Origin of the sequence: Pseudomonas cichorii (assembly GCF_015471405.1) — a bacterium.
GTDB classification, from domain to species: Bacteria; Pseudomonadota; Gammaproteobacteria; order Pseudomonadales; family Pseudomonadaceae; genus Aquipseudomonas; species Aquipseudomonas serbiensis.
Genome location: NZ_BLVZ01000010.1, coordinates 82630 through 100456, shown reverse-complemented (window position 1 = coordinate 100456; position 17827 = coordinate 82630). Strand labels below are relative to the sequence as shown.

Genomic DNA, 17827 nt, shown 5'->3' with positions numbered 1-17827 from the left:
TGATTGCCGCATTCGTTACTCGGCAATCTGCAACTTGCGCGATTCGGTGTAGACGTAACGCACCTTTTCGTACTCGAACGGTGAGTTCAGCTGTCCGTAACGGAAACTGGTGACATAGCGGCGGTCAATGGCGCGCAGCAGGGTGATTTCCGGGTGGTCGCTGCTGACTTCGGCCACGTTCAGGAAGTTGATCTGGGTTTCTGCGGCGTAGTCGAATACCAGGCCGCCGGTGTCACGCAGGTTCGACGGGCCGAACAGCGGCAGCACCAGATAAGGACCAGAAGGCACACCATAGAAGCCCAGTGTCTGGCCGAAGTCTTCGGTCTGGCGCGGCAGGCCCATCATGGTGGCCGGGTCCCACAGGCCGGCGATGCCGATTGTGGTATTGAGCAGCAGACGCCCCGTGGTTTGCATGGAACGCTGGCCCTTGAACTGCAACAGGCTGTTCAGCAGGTTGGACACATCGCCCAGGTTGCTGAAGAAGTTACTTACGCCGCTGCGCACGAAGCCCGGTGTGATGTAGCGGTAACCGTTGACCGTCGGCAGGAAGACCCACTCATCGAAACGGTAGTTGAAGTGGTAGACCCTGCGGTTCCAGGATTCCAGCGGGTCGTAGACTTCCAGGGCATTGATGGAGGCGCGCTCGAATTCGCGCTGGTCCAGGCCGGGGTTGAACTGCAGCGATTTCAACGGCTGGGTAAAACCATCGGCATCGAGCTGGCGTGTCACGGTGGCCGGATGCTGTGCTTTATTGCTGGTGCCCACGTCAGCGGCCTGGGCAGTACCTGCACACAACACGGCAGCAAGGAGTAAAAGACGTTTAGCCACGGAAGAACTCCAGCATGGCGTCACTGTTGACGCGGTAATTGATGTTGCCGCAATGGCCGCCGTATGGATAAACGGTCAGGCGATCACCGAAAGTCTTGCGCAGGAAGCCCAGGTCACCCGAGCCCAGAATCACGTCGTCGGCGTTATGCATGACCGATATCTTGGTGCTGCTGTGCAGGTAATCCTTGAGTGCATACAGGCTGACTTGATCCACGAGCTGCAACAGGCTGCCACCATCGGTACGGGCACGCCACATGGGGATGACCTGTTCGGTGAGGTAGCAGTCGAAGTCGCATTGCATGGCGCGCTTGAGGAATGGCGTCAGGCTGGTGCCTTCGGTAATCGGAAACTTGGGCGGTGTGATCAGACCGCGACGGTTGATCAGGTCGGAGGTGAATGCAATGTCGGCCGACGAAAAGCGGAACGAGGTGCCGATCAGCATTGCCATCTGTTCATTGGTCAGGTGCTGCTTGGACTGCTGGAAGTCATAGAGCAGTGCATCGTTGAGATCGATATAGCCTTTCTGCCGGAAGTAGCGCGTCAGTTTGGCCAGCACCAGCTCATAGAACGTGGTGGTGTCGTTGATGCCCTTGACGTTGGTCTGTACCAGCTTGTCCAGATTGGTGATGGACGTATAAAGGTTGACTGGCGGGTTGAGCAGCAGGACTTTCTTGAAGTTGAAGCTGCGGCGGGTTTCGTCCAGTTGGCTGACGAAAGCGGCATTGAGTGCTCCAAGGCTGTAACCGGTCAGGTAATACTCGGTCACCGGCAGTTGCGCCTGTTGGGCGCGGATGGCTTGCATCACCCGGTACAGGTCTTCGGCATCCTCTTTGGATATCCCCGGCGTGGCAAAACGCGAAGCGGAACTCATGAAGTCGTAGCTGGTAGGCGAGGACAACTGTACGACGTGATAGCCCGCGCCGTAATACAGCTTTTTCAGGAACTCATTGAGCGTGCTGTTATAGGGCGCGCCGGTACCGGCAATCAGGAAGATCAACGGTGCTGCATGGTCTTGCCTGGCCAGGCGATAGCTCAGCTTTTTTACGGCCCAGAAATTGTCCGGCAGCGTGAACTCGCGTTCCGGGTGCAGATTGAGCGTGTAGACGTCCTGATCGATATCTTCGTCGTCAGGCAGGTCGGGACGCATGTCCGGTGGCGTGGTCGCAATCGTTGCTTCAAACGGATTAGTCAGCGGGTAGCCATAGGTGGCGGGATCAATGTTGGTCGCCAGAGCGGACGCACTCAAACATAAGCCACCAAGAACGGTAGCAAAGCGCAGAAAACGGAGCATGACTAAATCCCTTGGGAAAGAAGTGCTGGTGAGATACGCAGGCTATGACCACCGGTGTAGTGCCAAAGTGCCGTATAAACATGCGAACCTTTGTAAACCCTGCGAAACAATACACGTTCTATGGAGCCTGGAATGTGCGTCCGTGCTTTTTTGTTATTTTTATGTCGGAAAGGGGGGAATGGCGTGTGTCTGTCTTGCAGCTTGCAGCTGAGAAGCCAAAAACACGAAAGGAGAGCCTAAGCTCTCCTCCAATGTATTTTTGCCTGCTCTTTTTATTTTTATAGGGCGGCCTGTTCTTGTTTTTGGCGACCTGTCCCTTTACTGCGTTCTTGTGTGATCCCCATCCGGGATCAAGAGCAAACGTATTTTTTTGAGCGCTGATTTGCTTTAACCATGGGTCTGCACAACGTCATGGTCCATCCGGTACGGGAAGCTACCTGAAGGTAGTTTTATTGTTCTCTGTCCGGTTGCGAGGCCTCTCGTTCAAGAGGTCCCTGTAAAGCCGATCCACTCCAAAAAAATCTGTTAGCTGCGCCTCTGTCCGTGTTGTTCTTGTTATGTCAGAGCCGTTTCGTCTTGTTCTTGTTGGTTTGCTACTTGTTTTTATTCTTGTTGTACCGAAGAGATAGCAGAAGCTGTGCCAACTTTTTAAAATCCTTTAAAAACAAAGGCTTGAAAAAATCAGTCACGAGGGGAAGGCGAGAAGGGCAGTGCGGTTGTTTCCGTGTTACCCGTCTTGAGCAATGTGCGGTAACACATCCTGTTTCCTTGTTCGCAGTGAACCAGAACAGGGCAGTGGCAGGTTGATGGCTTGCGGTCCTGCAACAGGACGATGGGCGTTGCATTTTCTGTTTCATGCAAAAACCGGACGGCTTTTCAGGTTTTTTTCGTGGGCATTGTCGCTGATGGCTGGGTGATGTCGTTTCCCGGTTCCTCCGTGTCGCTGACAGAGCATGTCTGATCATTGAGCCGGTTGATTATCGAGAGGTCGATGTGATGCCTGTCATGGCGGGCGAGCACGACTTAAACGTGTAGGGCGCAGCTTGCCCCAAAGCCGGGCATGAAGGGCGATCCTGAAAAACAACGTTAATGCAGCCCGACACCCGTCGGTGCGCAACTTCCGGGGAAGTGATGATGAATATGCGAAAAATTCTGGGGGCAGGTGCCGCTCTGGTACTGGCCGTCAGCTCCACGCTGGCCATTGCTGAAACCAAGACATTGACCATCGGCTACGTCGAAGGCTGGTCCGACAGTGTCGCTACGACTCATGTAGCCGCCGAAGTGCTCAAGGCAAAACTGGGGTATGACGTCAAGTTGCAATCCGTTGCGGCCGGGATCATGTGGCAGGCGGTTGCCACCGACAAACTGGACATGATGCTGTCGGCCTGGTTGCCTGGCACCCATGGTGAGTACTACACCAAATACAAGGATCAGGTCGTGAACTACGGCCCGAACTTCAAGGACGCCAAGATCGGCCTGATCGTGCCGGAGTACGTCAAGGCCAAGACCATCGAAGACCTCAAGACCGATGAGTCCTTCAAGAAAAAGATCACCGGTATCGATGCTGGCTCAGGTGTGATGCTCAAGACCGATCAAGCCATCAAGGACTATGGCCTGGAGGGTTACAAGCTGCAGGCCAGTTCGGGAGCCGGGATGATTGCCGAACTGACCCGTGCCGAGAAACGCAAGGATTCTATCGCCGTGACCGGTTGGGTACCGCACTGGATGTTTGCCAAATGGAAGCTGCGCTTTCTTGAAGACCCTAAAGGCGTATACGGCGCGGCAGAAACGGTCGACAACGTTGCCAGCCTGAACCTGGAGAAGAAAGCACCTGACGTCGTTGCCTTCCTGAAAAAATTCCAGTGGGAATCCAAGGATGAGATCGGTGAAGTGATGCTGGCGATTCAGGATGGTGCCAAACCTGATGCTGCGGCGAAGGAGTGGGTGGCCAAGCACCCTGAGCGTGTGGCTGCATGGACCGCTAAATAACGCCAAAGCGTCTGTATCAGGTCTATCAAGGCCATCTGTCGTTCTCGGCAGATGGCCTTTTGTTTGTCCGGGGTTGATTGGCTCCTGCGAAAGTCTCTTGAAGTGCTTCAATGATTAATGTCGTTCTAATACTAAGGTCGTCTGGAGTACGTGCCGGACCTGACTAAAGTTGATGGCGTGACAACTCATCTGTGCTGCGAGGACAAAAACAATGAACGACAGCATTTACCTCTCGATTCAAAACAGCCCGCGCTTCAAGGAGCTGGTTTCCAAAAGAGAGCGTTTCGCCTGGATTCTCTCGGCGATCATGCTCGGGCTCTATGCCGCATTCATTCTCATGATTGCGTATGGGCCTCATATTCTGGGAGCCAAGATCAGCGCGACTTCGACCATTACGTGGGGCATGCCGATAGGGGTCGGCCTGATCATCTCGGCTTTCATTCTGACGGGAATCTACGTACGCCGCGCCAACGGTGAGTTCGACGAACTGAACAATGCAATTCTCAAGGAGATTCAGCAATGATCCGTCGTCTCTCCGCGGCTCTAGGCCTTGCAGCATTCGCACCCGCTCTCATGGCAGCAGACGCCCTTACCGGGGCGGTGCAGAAGCAGCCTTTGAACGTACCGGCGATCATCATGTTCGTCATGTTCGTGGCGTTCACCCTCTACATCACCTACTGGGCATCCAAGAAAAACAACTCGGCGTCCGACTACTACGCGGCAGGCGGCAAGATCACCGGTTTCCAGAACGGTCTTGCGATTGCAGGCGACTACATGTCGGCGGCGTCCTTCCTGGGTATTTCCGCACTGGTTTACACCTCCGGCTACGATGGCCTGATCTACTCGATCGGCTTCCTGGTGGGCTGGCCGATCATTCTGTTCCTGATCGCCGAACGCCTGCGTAACCTGGGCAAGTACACCTTCGCCGACGTAGCGTCCTATCGCCTGAAGCAAAAAGAGATTCGCACCCTGTCCGCCTGCGGTTCGCTGGTGGTGGTGGCGTTCTACCTGATTGCCCAGATGGTGGGTGCCGGTAAACTGATCCAGCTGTTGTTCGGTCTGGATTACACCGTGGCGGTGATTCTGGTCGGTATCCTGATGTGCCTGTATGTGCTGTTCGGCGGCATGCTGGCGACCACCTGGGTACAGATCATCAAGGCAGTGATGCTGCTGTCGGGTGCCTCGTTCATGGCGCTGATGGTCATGAAGCACGTCAACTTCGACTTCAACCAACTGTTCGCCCAGGCGGTCGCCGTTCACCCTAAAGGTGAAGCGATCATGAGCCCTGGCGGTCTGGTGAAAGACCCGATCTCGGCGTTCTCCCTCGGTCTGGCACTGATGTTCGGTACTGCTGGTCTGCCACACATCCTGATGCGCTTCTTCACCGTGAGCGATGCCAAGGAAGCCCGCAAGTCGGTGTTCTACGCCACCGGTTTCATCGGCTACTTCTACATCCTGACTTTCATCATCGGTTTCGGCGCTATCTTGCTGGTCAGCACCAACCCTGCGTTCAAGGATGCAGCAGGTGCCTTGATCGGTGGTAACAACATGGCGGCGGTGCATCTGTCCAACGCGGTAGGTGGCAGTCTGTTCCTGGGCTTCATCTCGGCGGTGGCGTTCGCCACAATCCTGGCTGTGGTTGCAGGCTTGACCCTGGCCGGTGCGTCGGCAGTGTCCCATGACCTGTATGCCAGCGTGATCAAGAAAGGCAAGGCCAACGAGAAGGATGAGATCCGCGTTTCCAAGATGACGACTATCGCCCTGGCGGTCGTGGCCATCCTGTTGGGTATCGCCTTTGAAAGCCAGAACATCGCGTTCATGGTAGGCCTGGCGTTCTCCATCGCCGCAAGCTGCAACTTCCCGGTCCTGCTGCTCTCCATGTACTGGAAGAACCTGACCACCCGTGGCGCTATGATTGGCGGCTGGATGGGCCTTGTCAGCGCTGTGGTGCTGATGGTGCTGGGTCCGACCATCTGGGTGCAGATCCTGCACAACCCGAAAGCCATTTTCCCGTACGAGTACCCGGCGCTGTTCTCCATCATCATCGCCTTCGTCGGTATCTGGTTCTTCTCCATCACCGACAAGTCCAAGGCAGCAGACGACGAACGTGCCCTGTTCTATCCGCAATTCGTCCGCTCGCAGACTGGCCTGGGCGCCAGCGGTGCGTCGTCACACTAAGCCCACGTTTCATCGGCAATAAAAAAAGCAGCCCGTTCGGGCTGCTTTTTCATTGGGTGACCGATAAGGTCATATCCTGCCAAGCAATACCAGAACCAGCAGAATGATCAGGATCGTACCGACAACACCCGACGGGCCATAACCCCAGTTACGGGAGTGCGGGAAGACCGGCAGACCACCGATCAGTATCAGAATCAGAACGATGATAAGAATCGTGCTTATGCCCATGATGAGTTCCTTCTTTCCGTGAGTGTTGAATGACGTGTGCAGTTAAAACGCTTACCAGTCGGTATGAAATTTTCACTGCTTGAATTATCCGACTGTTGCGATTCTTGAAAGGTTCTGAATATTTCAAGGAATTTTGAATTATTAAAAAATGCTATGTATTTCAATGTCTTGAGTGTTTTTATCGAAGGTGTTTTACCCTGTTTAAAGGGGTGATTATTATTGAACTTTTCAGGTTTTATATGACGCACGTCCTGTTTTATGGATAAATGGTCAGCCTGAAAATAATTGAACTTTTATACGGTACGATTCTCATGCTTTATCGATTCGCGGCCGATGCCGTTGTCGTTTTTCATCTGTTGTTCATTGTCTTCGTTCTGTTTGGCGGCCTGCTCGTATTGCGCAGGCCCTGGATAGGGTTTCTTCATGTCCCGGCCATGGTGTGGGGAGCTTCGGTGGAGTTCTTTCACCTGTATTGCCCGTTGACGCCTCTGGAAAACGCCCTGCGTCAAAAGGCCGGTATGCAGGGGTATGACGGCGGCTTTATCGAGCATTATCTGATTCCTCTCATCTACCCGGCGGCGCTGACGCCGCAGATCCAGTTGTGGCTGGGCGCCGTTGTGGTGTCGATCAATGCCGCGATCTATGGCTGGCTGCTGATCCGCTTCGTGCGTCGTAGCAGGCAGACATAAGCCCCGGGTTTGCCTTGGGCATTCAGCACCTTGATGGTGGCATTACCGACTGTCAGCTGTGATTACACTCCAGCCAACGTCCTGCAAACCACAAGGCACTCTTTATGCAAAATCGCATCATGATTACTGGCGCAGGCTCAGGCCTGGGCCGTGAAATTGCACTGCGCTGGGCTCGCGAAGGCTGGCGTCTGGCATTGTCCGACGTCAACGACAGCGGTTTGCAGGAAACCCTGGCGTTGGTACGCGAAGCCGGTGGCAATGGATTTACCCAGCGCTGCGATGTGCGCGACTACAGCCAGCTCATGGCGTTGGCGCAAGCCTGCGAAGAACGCTTCGACGGCATCGATATCATCGTCAACAACGCCGGTGTCGCGTCGGGCGGTTTCTTCAGTGAGTTGTCCCTGGAGGACTGGGACTGGCAGATCGCGATCAACCTCATGGGCGTGGTCAAGGGCTGCAAGGCCTTCCTGCCGATGCTGGAGGCCAGCAAGGGCAAGATCATCAATATCGCCTCCATGGCGGCCTTGATGCAGGGGCCGGCCATGAGCAATTACAACGTCGCCAAGGCGGGCGTGGTGGCGCTGTCGGAAAGCCTGCTGGTGGAATTGAAGGAACAGGAAGTCGGCGTGCATGTGGTGTGCCCGTCGTTCTTTCAGACCAACCTGCTGGACTCCTTCCGTGGCCCGACACCTGCGATGAAAGCCCAGGTTGGCAAACTGCTGGAAAGCTCGCCGATCACCGCCAGCGATATTGCCGATTACATCTTCGAGGAAGTGGCCAAGGGCGAGTTCATGATCCTGCCCCATGAACAGGGCCGTGATGCCTGGACACTGAAGCGCAAGCATCCCCAGGCGCTCTATGACGAGATGACGACCATGTGCGCCAAGATGCGCGCCAAGGCCCGACAGACGAAAGCCTGATTCGTTGTCAGGCAGGGCTTCATGGCCGATCAGGAATGCCTTTTTCTGATAGGGTGCCGCCATTCAAGCCCTGACTGACGAGACTTCACGTGCTCAATTACTTCTGGTTTTTCCTTGCGGCCCTGTTCGAGATCTTCGGTTGTTATGCGTTCTGGATGTGGTTGCGCCAGGGCAAGACGGCCTTGTGGGTGATACCGGCCCTGATCAGCCTGACGGTGTTCGCGCTGTTGCTGACCCGGATTGAAGCGGCCTATGCCGGACGTGCCTATGCGGCTTATGGCGGGATCTACATCATTGCTTCCATAGCGTGGCTGGGAGTGGTCGAGCGGATTCGGCCCTTGAGTACCGACTGGTTTGGTGCTGCGTTGTGCGTCATCGGTGCGACGATCATCCTGCTGGGGCCACGCTGGTCGGCGTCCTGAGCGTCTGCAACCAGCATTTTTCCTACTCGTCAGGTCTGCAAGTAAGACGTTTCCGACAGCGTGATCTGTTGGCATTGAAGGACGTTACTGATTTACCGCAGCCTCATTGAAGCGGCCTTTTCAGGGGCGCACTCTGCACTCTTTGCAATAACAAGAGAGTCGGAAAAATGCTGGTATTGACGCGGGAAATTGGCGAGTCATTCTCCATCGGTGACAACATCACCGTGCAAATCCTCGGTGTGAACGGCAATCAGGTCAGGCTCGGAATCGACGCCCCCAAAGACATCAAGATCCACCGTGCCGAAGTGTTTCGACGCATAGCCAGAAAGCTCTCGCAGCAGGAGGCCGCTCCCGAGTCGCCAGCGGCCTGAGCCTCAGTCGAAGTAGTCTTTGGGCACATCATGCCTGGGCATTAGCTGGCACTGCTGGCTTTCGAGGTCGAAGAAAATCACCGCCTGACCTTTGCTCAAGGCATGACGTACGCGCAGCACGCGGGTTTGCAGAGGCGTTTCATCGCCATTGTCCGTGCCGTCGCGGGTCACGAAGTCTTCTATCAGGCGGGTGAGGGTGTCGGGTTCAAGTTGGTCGTAAGGGATCAGCATGCTGGTTCTCGTATCGGTAGCCCGCGATGATAGGCCTCTTCGCGACAGAAGTCGCTCCTACGCATACCGTGGTAGGAGCGACTTCAGTCGCGAAAGGCCAGAACCTCAAACCTCTTCGCGATTCTGCCCGATCAGGCTATCCACCGGTGGCACACGGGTGTCGGATTCCATCTGTGCGTCGTGTTCGATCTGATGACTGAAACGCTCCAGTGAAGTCTGTGCCGGTTTGGCGTCGCTGGCGAATACCGGTGGGCTGAGCATGTAGGCACCCAGCAGTTTGCTCAGGGCCGCGAGGCTGTCGATATGCGTGCGCTCGTAACCGTGGGTGGCATCGCAGCCAAAAGCCAGCAACGCGGTACGAATGTCATGCCCCGAAGTCACGGCCGAATGGGCATCGCTGTAGTAATAGCGAAACAGGTCGCGGCGCACAGGCAATTCGTTCTCCACGCCCAGATGCAGCAGATGCCGCGACAGGTGATAGTCGTAAGGCCCGCCCGAATCCTGCATCGCCACGCTCACGGCATGTTCGCTGGAGTGCTGGCCGGGTGCGACCGGCGCGATATCGATGCCGACAAACTCGCTGACATCCCAGGGCAGGACGCCCGCTGCACCGGTACCGGTTTCCTCGGTAATGGTGAACAGTGGGTGGCAATCGATCAGTGGTTCCTCACCGCTGTCGACAATCGACTTGAGTGCCGCCAGCAATGCGGCCACGCCTGCCTTGTCGTCCAGGTGGCGGGCACTGATATGGCCGCTTTCGGTGAATTCCGGCAGCGGATCGAAGGCCACGAAGTCACCGATATTGATCCCCAGCGATTCGCAGTCGGCGCGGGTCGTGCAATAGGCATCCAGGCGCAGCTCGATATGTTCCCAACTGATGGGCATTTCATCCACGGCGGTATTGAACGCATGACCGGACGCCATCAGCGGCAATACGCTGCCACGGATCACGCCGGTATCGGTGAACACGCTGACCCGGCTGCCTTCGGCAAAGCGGCTTGACCAGCAGCCGACCGCCGCCAGTGCCAGACGTCCGTTGTCCTTGACCTCGCGAACGGTCGCACCAATGGTGTCCAGATGCGCAGAAACCGCGCGGTCGGGGCTGTTCTGCTTACCTTTGAGCGTGGCGCGGATGGTGCCGCGCCGTGTCAGTTCAAACGGGATGCCCAGTTCTTCCAGGCGTTCGGCGACATAGCGCACGATAGTGTCGGTAAAACCCGTAGGGCTCGGAATGGCGAGCATTTCCAGCAGTACTTTCTGCAGGTAGTTCAGATCCGGATCGGGGATTTTCTCAACAGGCATGGAGGGAGCTCCTTAAAGCAGTTGCAAGCTTCAAGATGCAAGCTGCAAGTGGGGTAGCTGCCCTTACTTGTAGCTTGACGCTTGAAACTTGCAGCTATGGTTCAACCATGCACAGGCAGGCTGTGCGGAAACAATAGGTCGACAAAACGTTCGGCGGTGGGTTGTGGTTCGTGGTTGGCGAGTCCGACGCGCTCGTTGGCTTCAATGAAAACGTATTCGGGCTGGTCGGCGGCAGGCACCATCAGGTCCAGGCCCACTACCGGGATGTCCAGCGCCCGTGCGGCACGCACTGCGGCGTCGCTCAGCACCGGATGCAGGATTGCAGTGACATCCTCAAGGCAGCCGCCGGTGTGAAGGTTGGCGGTGCGCCGTACGGCCAGGCGCTGGTCCATTGGCAGGATGCTGGAGTAGTCATGGCCTGCGTCGCGTACCGTGCGTTCGGTTTCTTCATCCATCGGGATCTTGCTTTCGCCACTGGTTGCGGCAGAGCGACGGCGGCTTTGAGCTTCGATCAATTGCTTGATGGTGTCGCGACCGTTGCCAATGATTTCCGCAGGACGGCGAATCGCAGCGGCCACCACTTCAAAACCGATGACCACGATGCGCAAGTCCAGACCTTCATGGAAGCTTTCCAGAATCACGCGGGTGTCGAACTGACGGGCGCGCTCGATGGCTTCCTGCACTTCATCGAAGGTGCGCAGGTCCACGGCAACCCCTTGACCTTGCTCGCCATCCAGCGGCTTGACCACGATCCGCCCGTGTTCTTCAAGGAACGCCAGATTGTCATCGGCGCTGTCTGCCCGCTGTTGAGCAGGCAGGCGCAGGCCGGCTGCCTTGAGGGCCCGGTGGGTCAGGCTCTTGTCCTGACACAGCGTCATGCTGACCGCGCTGGTCAGATCGCTCAGCGATTCACGGCATCGAATGCGGCGTCCGCCGTAACTCAAGGTAAACAGCCCGGCATCGGCATCATCGACCTGCACATCGATACCGCGCCGGTGCGCCTCTTCGACGATGATCCGTGCGTAGGGATTGAAATCCGCCTGAGGGCCAGGGCCCAGGAACAGCGATTCGTTGATGCCGTTCTTGCGCTTGATGGCAAAGGTCGGCAGGTTGCGAAACCCCAGCTTGGCATACAGCGCCTTGGCCTGATTGTTGTCGTGCAGTACCGACAGATCGAGATAGCTCAAGCCACGGCTCATGAAATGCTCGATCAGATGACGCACCAGCACTTCGCCCACGCCGGGACGTGTGCATTGCGGATCGACTGCCAGGCACCACAGGCTGCTGCCGTTTTCCGGGTCGTTGAATGCCTTCTGATGATTCAGGCCCATGACACTGCCGATCACCGAGTTGCTGCTTTCATCCTCGGCCAGCCAGTAGACGGGGCCGCCCAGGTGGCGTGGCGTCAGCAGGGCAGGATCGATGGGCAGCATGCCGCGCGCGATGTACAGGTTATTGATGGCCTGCCAGTCGGCCTCGTTCTGCGCCCGACGGATGCGAAAGCCCCGAAAGACACGCTGCGCCGGGCGATAGTCACTGAACCACAGCCGCAATGTATCGGACGGGTCGAGGAACAACTGCTGCGGCGACTGTGCCAGCACTTGCTGGGGCGCCGCCACGTACAGCGCGATATCGCGTTCGCCGGGTTTTTCGTTGAGCAGTTCCTGGGCCAGCGCGGTCGCGTCGGGGTAGGTATGGCCAATCAACAAGCGGCCCCAGCCGCAGTGCAGCGCCAGTGGTTCGTTATCCGGCTGGCTGCCGTCTTCGGCGAAGCGTGCTTGCAGGCGTTCATAGGAGGGCGACTGTGTGCGCAACAATCGTTGGCTGTAAGCCGTCGCATTGTGTTTCATCGATCAGAGTCCTTGTTCGCTGAGCCACAGATTCAGCGCAGCCAATTGCCACAGCTTGGAGCCGCGTAACGGCGTGAGTTGGCCCTGAGGGTTGGTCAACAGCGTGTCGATCATCGCCGGGTTGAACAGGCCTCGATCCTGGCTGGAGTCCAGCAGCAGCTCGCGCACCCAGTTGAGGGTGTCGCCCTGCAAATGCTTGAGGCCCGGCACCGGGAAGTAACCTTTCTTGCGATCGATCACCTCGGAAGGGATGACCAGTCGCGCCGCTTCCTTCAGGACATGTTTGCCGCCATCCGGCAGTTTGAACTTGCCGGGGATGCGTGCAGACAGCTCAACCAGACGATAGTCGAGAAACGGTGTCCGTGCTTCCAGGCCCCAGGCCATGGTCATGTTGTCCACCCGTTTGACCGGGTCTTCAACCAGCATCACGGTGCTGTCCAGACGCAGAGCCTTGTCCACGGCAGCCGTTGCGCCAGGCTGGGCAAAGTGATCGCGTACGAAATCACCTGCCGCGTCAGTGGCGGTCAGCCATTTGGCTTGTACGGTGGCGGTGTATTCGTCGTAGCTGCGGTCCACGAACGCTGCACGATAAGCGGCCACCGGGTCGCTCGCGCCATCGACCTGCGGATACCAGTGATAACCGGCAAACAGCTCGTCCGCGCCCTGACCGCTCTGCACAACCTTGCAGTGCTTGGCCACTTCCCGTGACAACAGATAGAACGCGATGCAGTCGTGACTCACCATCGGCTCGCTCATGGCCCGGAAGGCCGCAGGCAATTGCTCGATGATCTCGCTTTCCTGAATACGCAACTGATGGTGACGAGTGCCATAGTGTCTGGCGATCAGGTCCGAATACTGGAACTCATCCCCGCGCTCGCCACCGGCATCCTGGAAACCGATGGAAAAGGTCGACAGGTCTTCGACGCCGACTTCACGCAACAGACCCACCAGCATGCTTGAATCGACGCCGCCGGAAAGCAGCACGCCCACATCCACCGCCGCACGCTGACGAATCGCTACCGCTTCGCGGGTGCTGTCCAGTACGCGGTCGCGCCAGTCTTCCAGGGTCAGATTCTGCTCGTCGTCATGGGGGCCGTAAGGCAGACGCCACCAGGTTTGCTGCTCGATCTTGCCGTTGGCCTGAATGCGCATCCAGCTGGCTGGGGGCAGTTTCTCGACGCCGGCCAGCAGCGTGCGTGGTGCAGGCACCACGGCATGGAAATTCAGATAGTGATTGAGGGCGATCGGGTCGAGCATCGGGCTGATATCGCCACCCTTGAGCAGGGCCGGCAGCGTCGATGCAAAACGCAGGCGCTTGTCGGTATGCGACAGATACAGCGGCTTGACGCCCAGACGGTCGCGGGCAATGAACAACTGCTGGGTGTCGCGCTCCCAAATGGCGAACGCAAACATGCCATTGAGCTTGGGCAGCATATCAACGCCCCAGGCGTGATAGCCCTTGAGCAACACCTCGGTGTCGCCACCGGAATGGAACTGATAACCCAGCCCTTCCAGCTCGTCCCGCAGTTCGGGGAAGTTGTAGATGGCGCCGTTGAAGGCCATGGACAGGCCCAACTGACTATCGATCATGGGCTGTGCCGAACCGTCGGACAGGTCCATGATCTTCAGCCGCCGATGGCCCAGGGCAATCGGCCCCTGACTATGAAAGCCCCAGGCATCCGGGCCGCGTGGCGCCAGATCATGGGTAATGCGTTCAACAGCGGCAAGATCCGCTGGTTGTTGGTCGAAACGTAATTCACCTGCTAATCCGCACATAATTCCTTACCGGGTTTCCGTTGGGGAGGTGACCGAAAAGTGCAGTCACCCAGAAACTGACCCGTAGGCGTTGTGGGAGTTTTAGATCAATAGGTTATAAGCAGGCCGTGTAGGAGCGGATTTATCCGCGAGACATCATTGAAGTCGATGCATTTCCTCAATGGGTTTCTCGCGAAGAAATTCGCTTCGGCAAAAAGAAAACGCCTAATACCCCGTCATCTCCAGATAGCCGACCCCGCTCTGACTCCCGCTGACTTTCACCGGCCCTTCCCAGTAAGGAATGCTCAACCCCATCCATGACCCGGGGTTCAGGGCATCGGTGGTGATATCCAGATTCCTGCCGGGGATCCTGATCGACCAGCGAGTCGGCAAGCGTCGCCCGGCGACTTCGGTTTCGTTCAGGGGCTTCATGTCGATGTCTCGGGCATGCAGGCTTTGGGTCTTGCCGTCTGCGCTGATCCAGGTGCCGCTCAGGTAAGGCTCGCCGTTTTTGTGGCGCATGCGATACAGCATTACGTGTTCGTCGCCGTCCAGATGCAGGGATAGCCAGTCCCAGCCGGACTGGTTGGCGGTCAAGGGCTGGCTGCTCCATTCCCGGTCAAGCCAGGCGTGACCGCTGACCTGATAGGTCTTGCCATCCATCGTCAGGCTGCCGCTGGCCTCGAAAAAGGGCTGGCTGTAATAGTACGAGCCCTGGCCCTGATCGGACTTCTGGCTATATCCCTGTTCCCCCTGCAGCACCAGGGGTTTGCTGGAGGTGAGTTGCAGGTCGTATTGAAAGTCCTTCCCGGCTGCCTGCAATTGCATCTTCGCCAGCGGGTCTTGCGCCTGCGATTCGCTGTTCAGCGACCAGTCGTCGATCCAGGCCGAGAAGGGCGTGAGCTTGACGCCTGCCTGCCCGACGCCGCCGCGGGCGTAGCGCTCGGCCACATGATGCTGGCTGGCAGAGGTTGCGGCGGCATGGCCCAGCCAGATCGTGTTGTCATTCCAGCCGGTGCCGGTTGGTTCAGGGCGCAGGGCGTTGCGGAACAGCGTCCATTGCACGCCGAAGTCCTGGCCCTTTTCGTCCTTGAGGGTGGCGGTGATGTACCACCACTCGATACGAAATCCGGGATGCGGGCCGTGATCTTCAGGGAATGAAAACACCCGGCCTGGCTTGACCTGAGCATATTCGTCGGCCTGGTTGCCCATCCCGGCGAAGCCGGTTTCTGGAGGTGGTTGCTGGTCGCATGCGGTGAGCAACAGCGTTAAGCATGCCAGCCGCAGCCAGTCAGTTTTCATTGGCGAATGTCCTGAGCAGGTCGGCTGGCCGGGTGAGGTGCAGCTTCAGCAGTGGCCAGGCCGATGCCAGCAAGGTGGCCAGTAACGCCAGCCCCATCAATTGCAGCAGTTGCAGGGGGAAAACCTGTAAAGGCAAGCGCCAGCCGAATGCCTGGACATTGATCACGGTATTCAGGCACCAGGTCAGCATGAGCCCAAGAGGGAGGGCGAGCAGGAGTGTCAGCACAGCCAATAACCAGGTTTGGCCCAGATTGAGCAACATCAACTGGCGACGGGTAACGCCCAGCGCCCAGAGCGGGGCCAGTTGTCCGAGTCGGCTTTGGCTTTGCGTCAGCAGACCAATGAACAGCGCCACACCCGCCACAGCCAGCGTCAGGCTGTTGAGTGCGGCAGTGGCGGCGAAAGTGCGCTCGAACACCTGATTCGACCAGTACTTGAGCTGGCTTTGATCGATGATGCGATTGTCGTCGAGTGCAAACCGGGTTTGCAGTTCACTCACCAGTGGCGGTGTGGCAGCATGATCGATTCGCAGGTTGAAACGAATGGGCGCCAGGTGCGGCCAGTGCTCAAGCAGGTGCCTGGCATTGACCAGCAGGTGGCCTTTGGGATTACCGTAGTCGGCGTAGATAGCCACGATACGTGGCGACCACTTACCGGCAGGGACAGGAATGTTCAGGGTATCGCCCAGCCCGAGCTTGAGCCGCCTGGCCAGTTGCTCGCTGAGCATCAGGGTGTCCTGATGGGCGAGTTGGTTCCAGGGATCTTCTGTCGTCGACTCCAGTAATACCCAGTGCTGGCGATAAGTCTCATGCTCGATGATGCCGAACAGGTCCGCAGGCCAGCCTTGCAACTGGATCGGCACCTGCCAGTTGGGCAGCACTGCCGTGATGGCGGGCTGCTTGCCCAGCCAGGCCTGCATCTCTCTGGATTGATCCGGGGTTTGCGGCGTGACGTAAAGCTCTGCGCTCAGGCGTTGCTCCAGCCAGTGACTGAAGGTCTGGCGAAAGCCTGAAGTCATGCTGCCGGCCCCGACATTGGCTGCCATTGCCAGAAGCAGGGCCATCAACGCCAGGCTCAAGGCGGGCAGTTGCTGTCTGCAATCGGCCAGAAACCACTGCCCCAGGACCGAACGGCTGCGCTTCAGCAATCCGTTCAGCAGCGCATCCAGCAATACCGGCAACCCCAGCGCCGCACTCAACAGCAAGGCAGATATCAATACAAAGCCCCAGCCCAGGCTGTTGCCGAAAAGCCAGGCCGCCAGAGCCCCGCTTGCACTGGCAGCGGCAACCCAGGCCTGACGCCGCAACCAGCGTGCATGGGCCTGTTGCCAGGCTTGTGCATTGGCCAAAGCCAGCAGTGGCAGGCGTGCGGCGCGCAACAAACTGTTGGCCCCGGCCAGAAATGCGCCGAGCAGGCTCAAGGCAATGCCGCTGAGCCACCACCCGATATTCAGGTTCAACTGTCCGTCCACCTCGGCCCCGTACAGGCCACGCAGGCTGGCCGCGACATCCGGTAACAACAGACTGGCCAGCCAGTAACCACTGACGACGCCCAGCAGCCCGCCGAGCAAAGCCATTGCCCCAAGCTCCAGAGCCAGCGCAGCGATCAGCAGGCGAGCACTGACGCCTGACGCCCGCAGGTTGCGCAGCAGACCCCGACGTTGTTCCAGTGCCAGACCAATCGCGGCATGAACAATAAACAGCCCGACCACAAAGGACAGCACCCCCAGCGCATTCAGGTTCAGGTGAAAGCTTTCGGTCAGGCGTTGCAGATTATTTTCTTCGCCGCTCTTTTTGATCACCAATTGTTCGCTGAGGGCTGGCGGCAGAGCCGGATTGTCAGCGGCAAACTCCTTGGGCAGCAGCAGGCGGGTCAATTGATCGGGCAGGTGCAGCAGCGGTTGAGCAAAGCCGATATCGGTCAGCAAGACTCCCGGTGCCATATCTTTCTTGATGTGCAGAGGCGGCAGGGCCAGACCGTCATGGGTTTCCGGGCGCTGCCCCTCTTGCAGGCCAAGTGCCTGAAGGGTCTGAGGAGCAATCCAGGTCGCGCCCGGCGGAGCGAGAAAGTCGAGGACTTGCCGGGTATCCAGCGTCTGCCCGGCCACTGCTGAACCACTGGGCAACGTCACCGGTTCGATCCCGATCAGTTGCAGGCGTTGATCCTCCAGCCCCTTCAGTGTGATGCGACTCTGCACCATCGGCGATACCGGCCAACCGGCTCGCCGCAGCTCGATGAATAGATCCTGCGAGAAAGCCGCGCCGTTTGGCGCTGTCAGGCTGGTTTGCGGTTCGCCACCAATCATCTGACTGGCCCGCTGATAGCTTTCCCGTGCCTGGCTGTTCAAGGCCTGAACACCGGTCAACAGGCTGGTAGCCAGCCATAGCCCGGTGAGCAGACTGAAAAACTGCACCGGATGGCGACGCCAATGGCTGAGCAGGGCGCGCACTGTCCAATAAAACACTCGCATA

Annotated in this window: 16 protein-coding genes; 7 read left to right on the top strand and 9 right to left on the bottom strand. The window is 57.8% G+C overall.

Annotation, left to right across the window (positions count from 1 at the left end):
- Positions 1–15: 15 nt before the first annotated feature.
- On the bottom strand, positions 16–828 hold the full coding sequence (locus JL015_RS17030) for an MlaA family lipoprotein (protein ID WP_201019292.1): 813 nt from the start codon (positions 826–828) through the stop codon (positions 16–18).
- Positions 821–2119 carry a serine/threonine protein kinase gene (locus tag JL015_RS17025; RefSeq protein WP_200999790.1) on the bottom strand — a complete coding sequence of 433 codons (1299 nt, stop codon included), beginning with the start codon at positions 2117–2119 and terminating at the stop codon, positions 821–823. The genes JL015_RS17030 and JL015_RS17025 overlap by 8 nt, the downstream gene beginning before the upstream one ends.
- A 1134-nt stretch (positions 2120–3253) precedes the next feature.
- Between JL015_RS17025 and JL015_RS17020 the strand changes: the two genes are divergently transcribed.
- The 3 genes from JL015_RS17020 to JL015_RS17010 all read left to right on the top strand — a co-directional run bounded on the left by JL015_RS17020 (position 3254) and on the right by JL015_RS17010 (position 6286).
- Positions 3254–4108 carry a glycine betaine ABC transporter substrate-binding protein gene (locus JL015_RS17020; protein WP_201019291.1) on the top strand — a complete coding sequence of 285 codons (855 nt, stop codon included), beginning with the start codon at positions 3254–3256 and terminating at the stop codon, positions 4106–4108.
- 211 nt (positions 4109–4319) lie between these two features.
- Positions 4320–4631: a DUF485 domain-containing protein gene (locus JL015_RS17015; RefSeq protein ID WP_200999788.1), complete on the top strand. Its 312-nt coding sequence runs from the start codon at positions 4320–4322 to the stop codon at positions 4629–4631.
- Entirely contained in the window at positions 4628–6286 is a 1659-nt protein-coding gene (locus JL015_RS17010; protein WP_201019290.1) for a cation acetate symporter, read from the top strand. The genes JL015_RS17015 and JL015_RS17010 overlap by 4 nt, the downstream gene beginning before the upstream one ends.
- A gap of 69 nt (positions 6287–6355) precedes the next feature.
- Here JL015_RS17010 and JL015_RS17005 read toward each other — a convergent pair whose 3' ends face one another.
- Entirely contained in the window at positions 6356–6514 is a 159-nt protein-coding gene (locus JL015_RS17005) for a DUF3309 family protein (protein WP_122314699.1), read from the bottom strand.
- A gap of 311 nt (positions 6515–6825) precedes the next feature.
- Here JL015_RS17005 and JL015_RS17000 point away from each other — a divergent pair, with 311 nt between their 5' ends.
- From JL015_RS17000 to csrA, 4 genes are all read left to right on the top strand, one after another.
- The gene (locus JL015_RS17000; RefSeq protein ID WP_201019289.1) at positions 6826–7203 is read left to right on the top strand and encodes a DUF2784 domain-containing protein; all 378 of its coding nucleotides are present in this window, start codon (positions 6826–6828) and stop codon (positions 7201–7203) included.
- Positions 7204–7307: 104 nt separating this feature from the next.
- Positions 7308–8123, top strand: a complete 816-nt coding sequence (locus tag JL015_RS16995; protein WP_201019288.1) for an SDR family oxidoreductase — start codon at positions 7308–7310, stop codon at positions 8121–8123.
- An 89-nt stretch (positions 8124–8212) separates the two neighbouring features.
- A complete protein-coding gene (locus tag JL015_RS16990; RefSeq protein WP_201019287.1) occupies positions 8213–8545 on the top strand; it encodes a YnfA family protein in 333 nt (110 codons plus the stop codon).
- Between the two features lie 167 nt (positions 8546–8712).
- Positions 8713–8916 carry a carbon storage regulator CsrA gene (gene csrA / locus JL015_RS16985; protein ID WP_201019286.1) on the top strand — a complete coding sequence of 68 codons (204 nt, stop codon included), beginning with the start codon at positions 8713–8715 and terminating at the stop codon, positions 8914–8916.
- Between the two features lie 3 nt (positions 8917–8919).
- On the opposite strand, the gene JL015_RS16980 is transcribed toward csrA, so the two are convergent.
- From JL015_RS16980 to JL015_RS16955, 6 genes are all read right to left on the bottom strand, one after another.
- Positions 8920–9147, bottom strand: coding sequence for a YheU family protein (locus JL015_RS16980; protein ID WP_201019285.1), 228 nt, complete (start codon positions 9145–9147; stop codon positions 8920–8922).
- Positions 9148–9252: 105 nt separating this feature from the next.
- Entirely contained in the window at positions 9253–10449 is a 1197-nt protein-coding gene (locus tag JL015_RS16975) for an osmoprotectant NAGGN system M42 family peptidase (protein WP_201019284.1), read from the bottom strand.
- Between the two features lie 101 nt (positions 10450–10550).
- On the bottom strand, positions 10551–12299 hold the full coding sequence (gene ngg, locus JL015_RS16970) for an N-acetylglutaminylglutamine synthetase (protein WP_201019283.1): 1749 nt from the start codon (positions 12297–12299) through the stop codon (positions 10551–10553).
- Between the two features lie 3 nt (positions 12300–12302).
- Complete coding sequence (locus tag JL015_RS16965) at positions 12303–14075, bottom strand: N-acetylglutaminylglutamine amidotransferase (protein ID WP_201019282.1); 1773 nt, start codon at positions 14073–14075, stop codon at positions 12303–12305.
- A gap of 204 nt (positions 14076–14279) precedes the next feature.
- Positions 14280–15356 carry a lipocalin-like domain-containing protein gene (locus JL015_RS16960; RefSeq protein ID WP_201019281.1) on the bottom strand — a complete coding sequence of 359 codons (1077 nt, stop codon included), beginning with the start codon at positions 15354–15356 and terminating at the stop codon, positions 14280–14282.
- Positions 15346–17826 carry an ABC transporter permease gene (locus JL015_RS16955; protein ID WP_201019280.1) on the bottom strand — a complete coding sequence of 827 codons (2481 nt, stop codon included), beginning with the start codon at positions 17824–17826 and terminating at the stop codon, positions 15346–15348. The genes JL015_RS16960 and JL015_RS16955 overlap by 11 nt, the downstream gene beginning before the upstream one ends.
- Between the last annotated feature and the right edge of the window lies 1 nt (position 17827).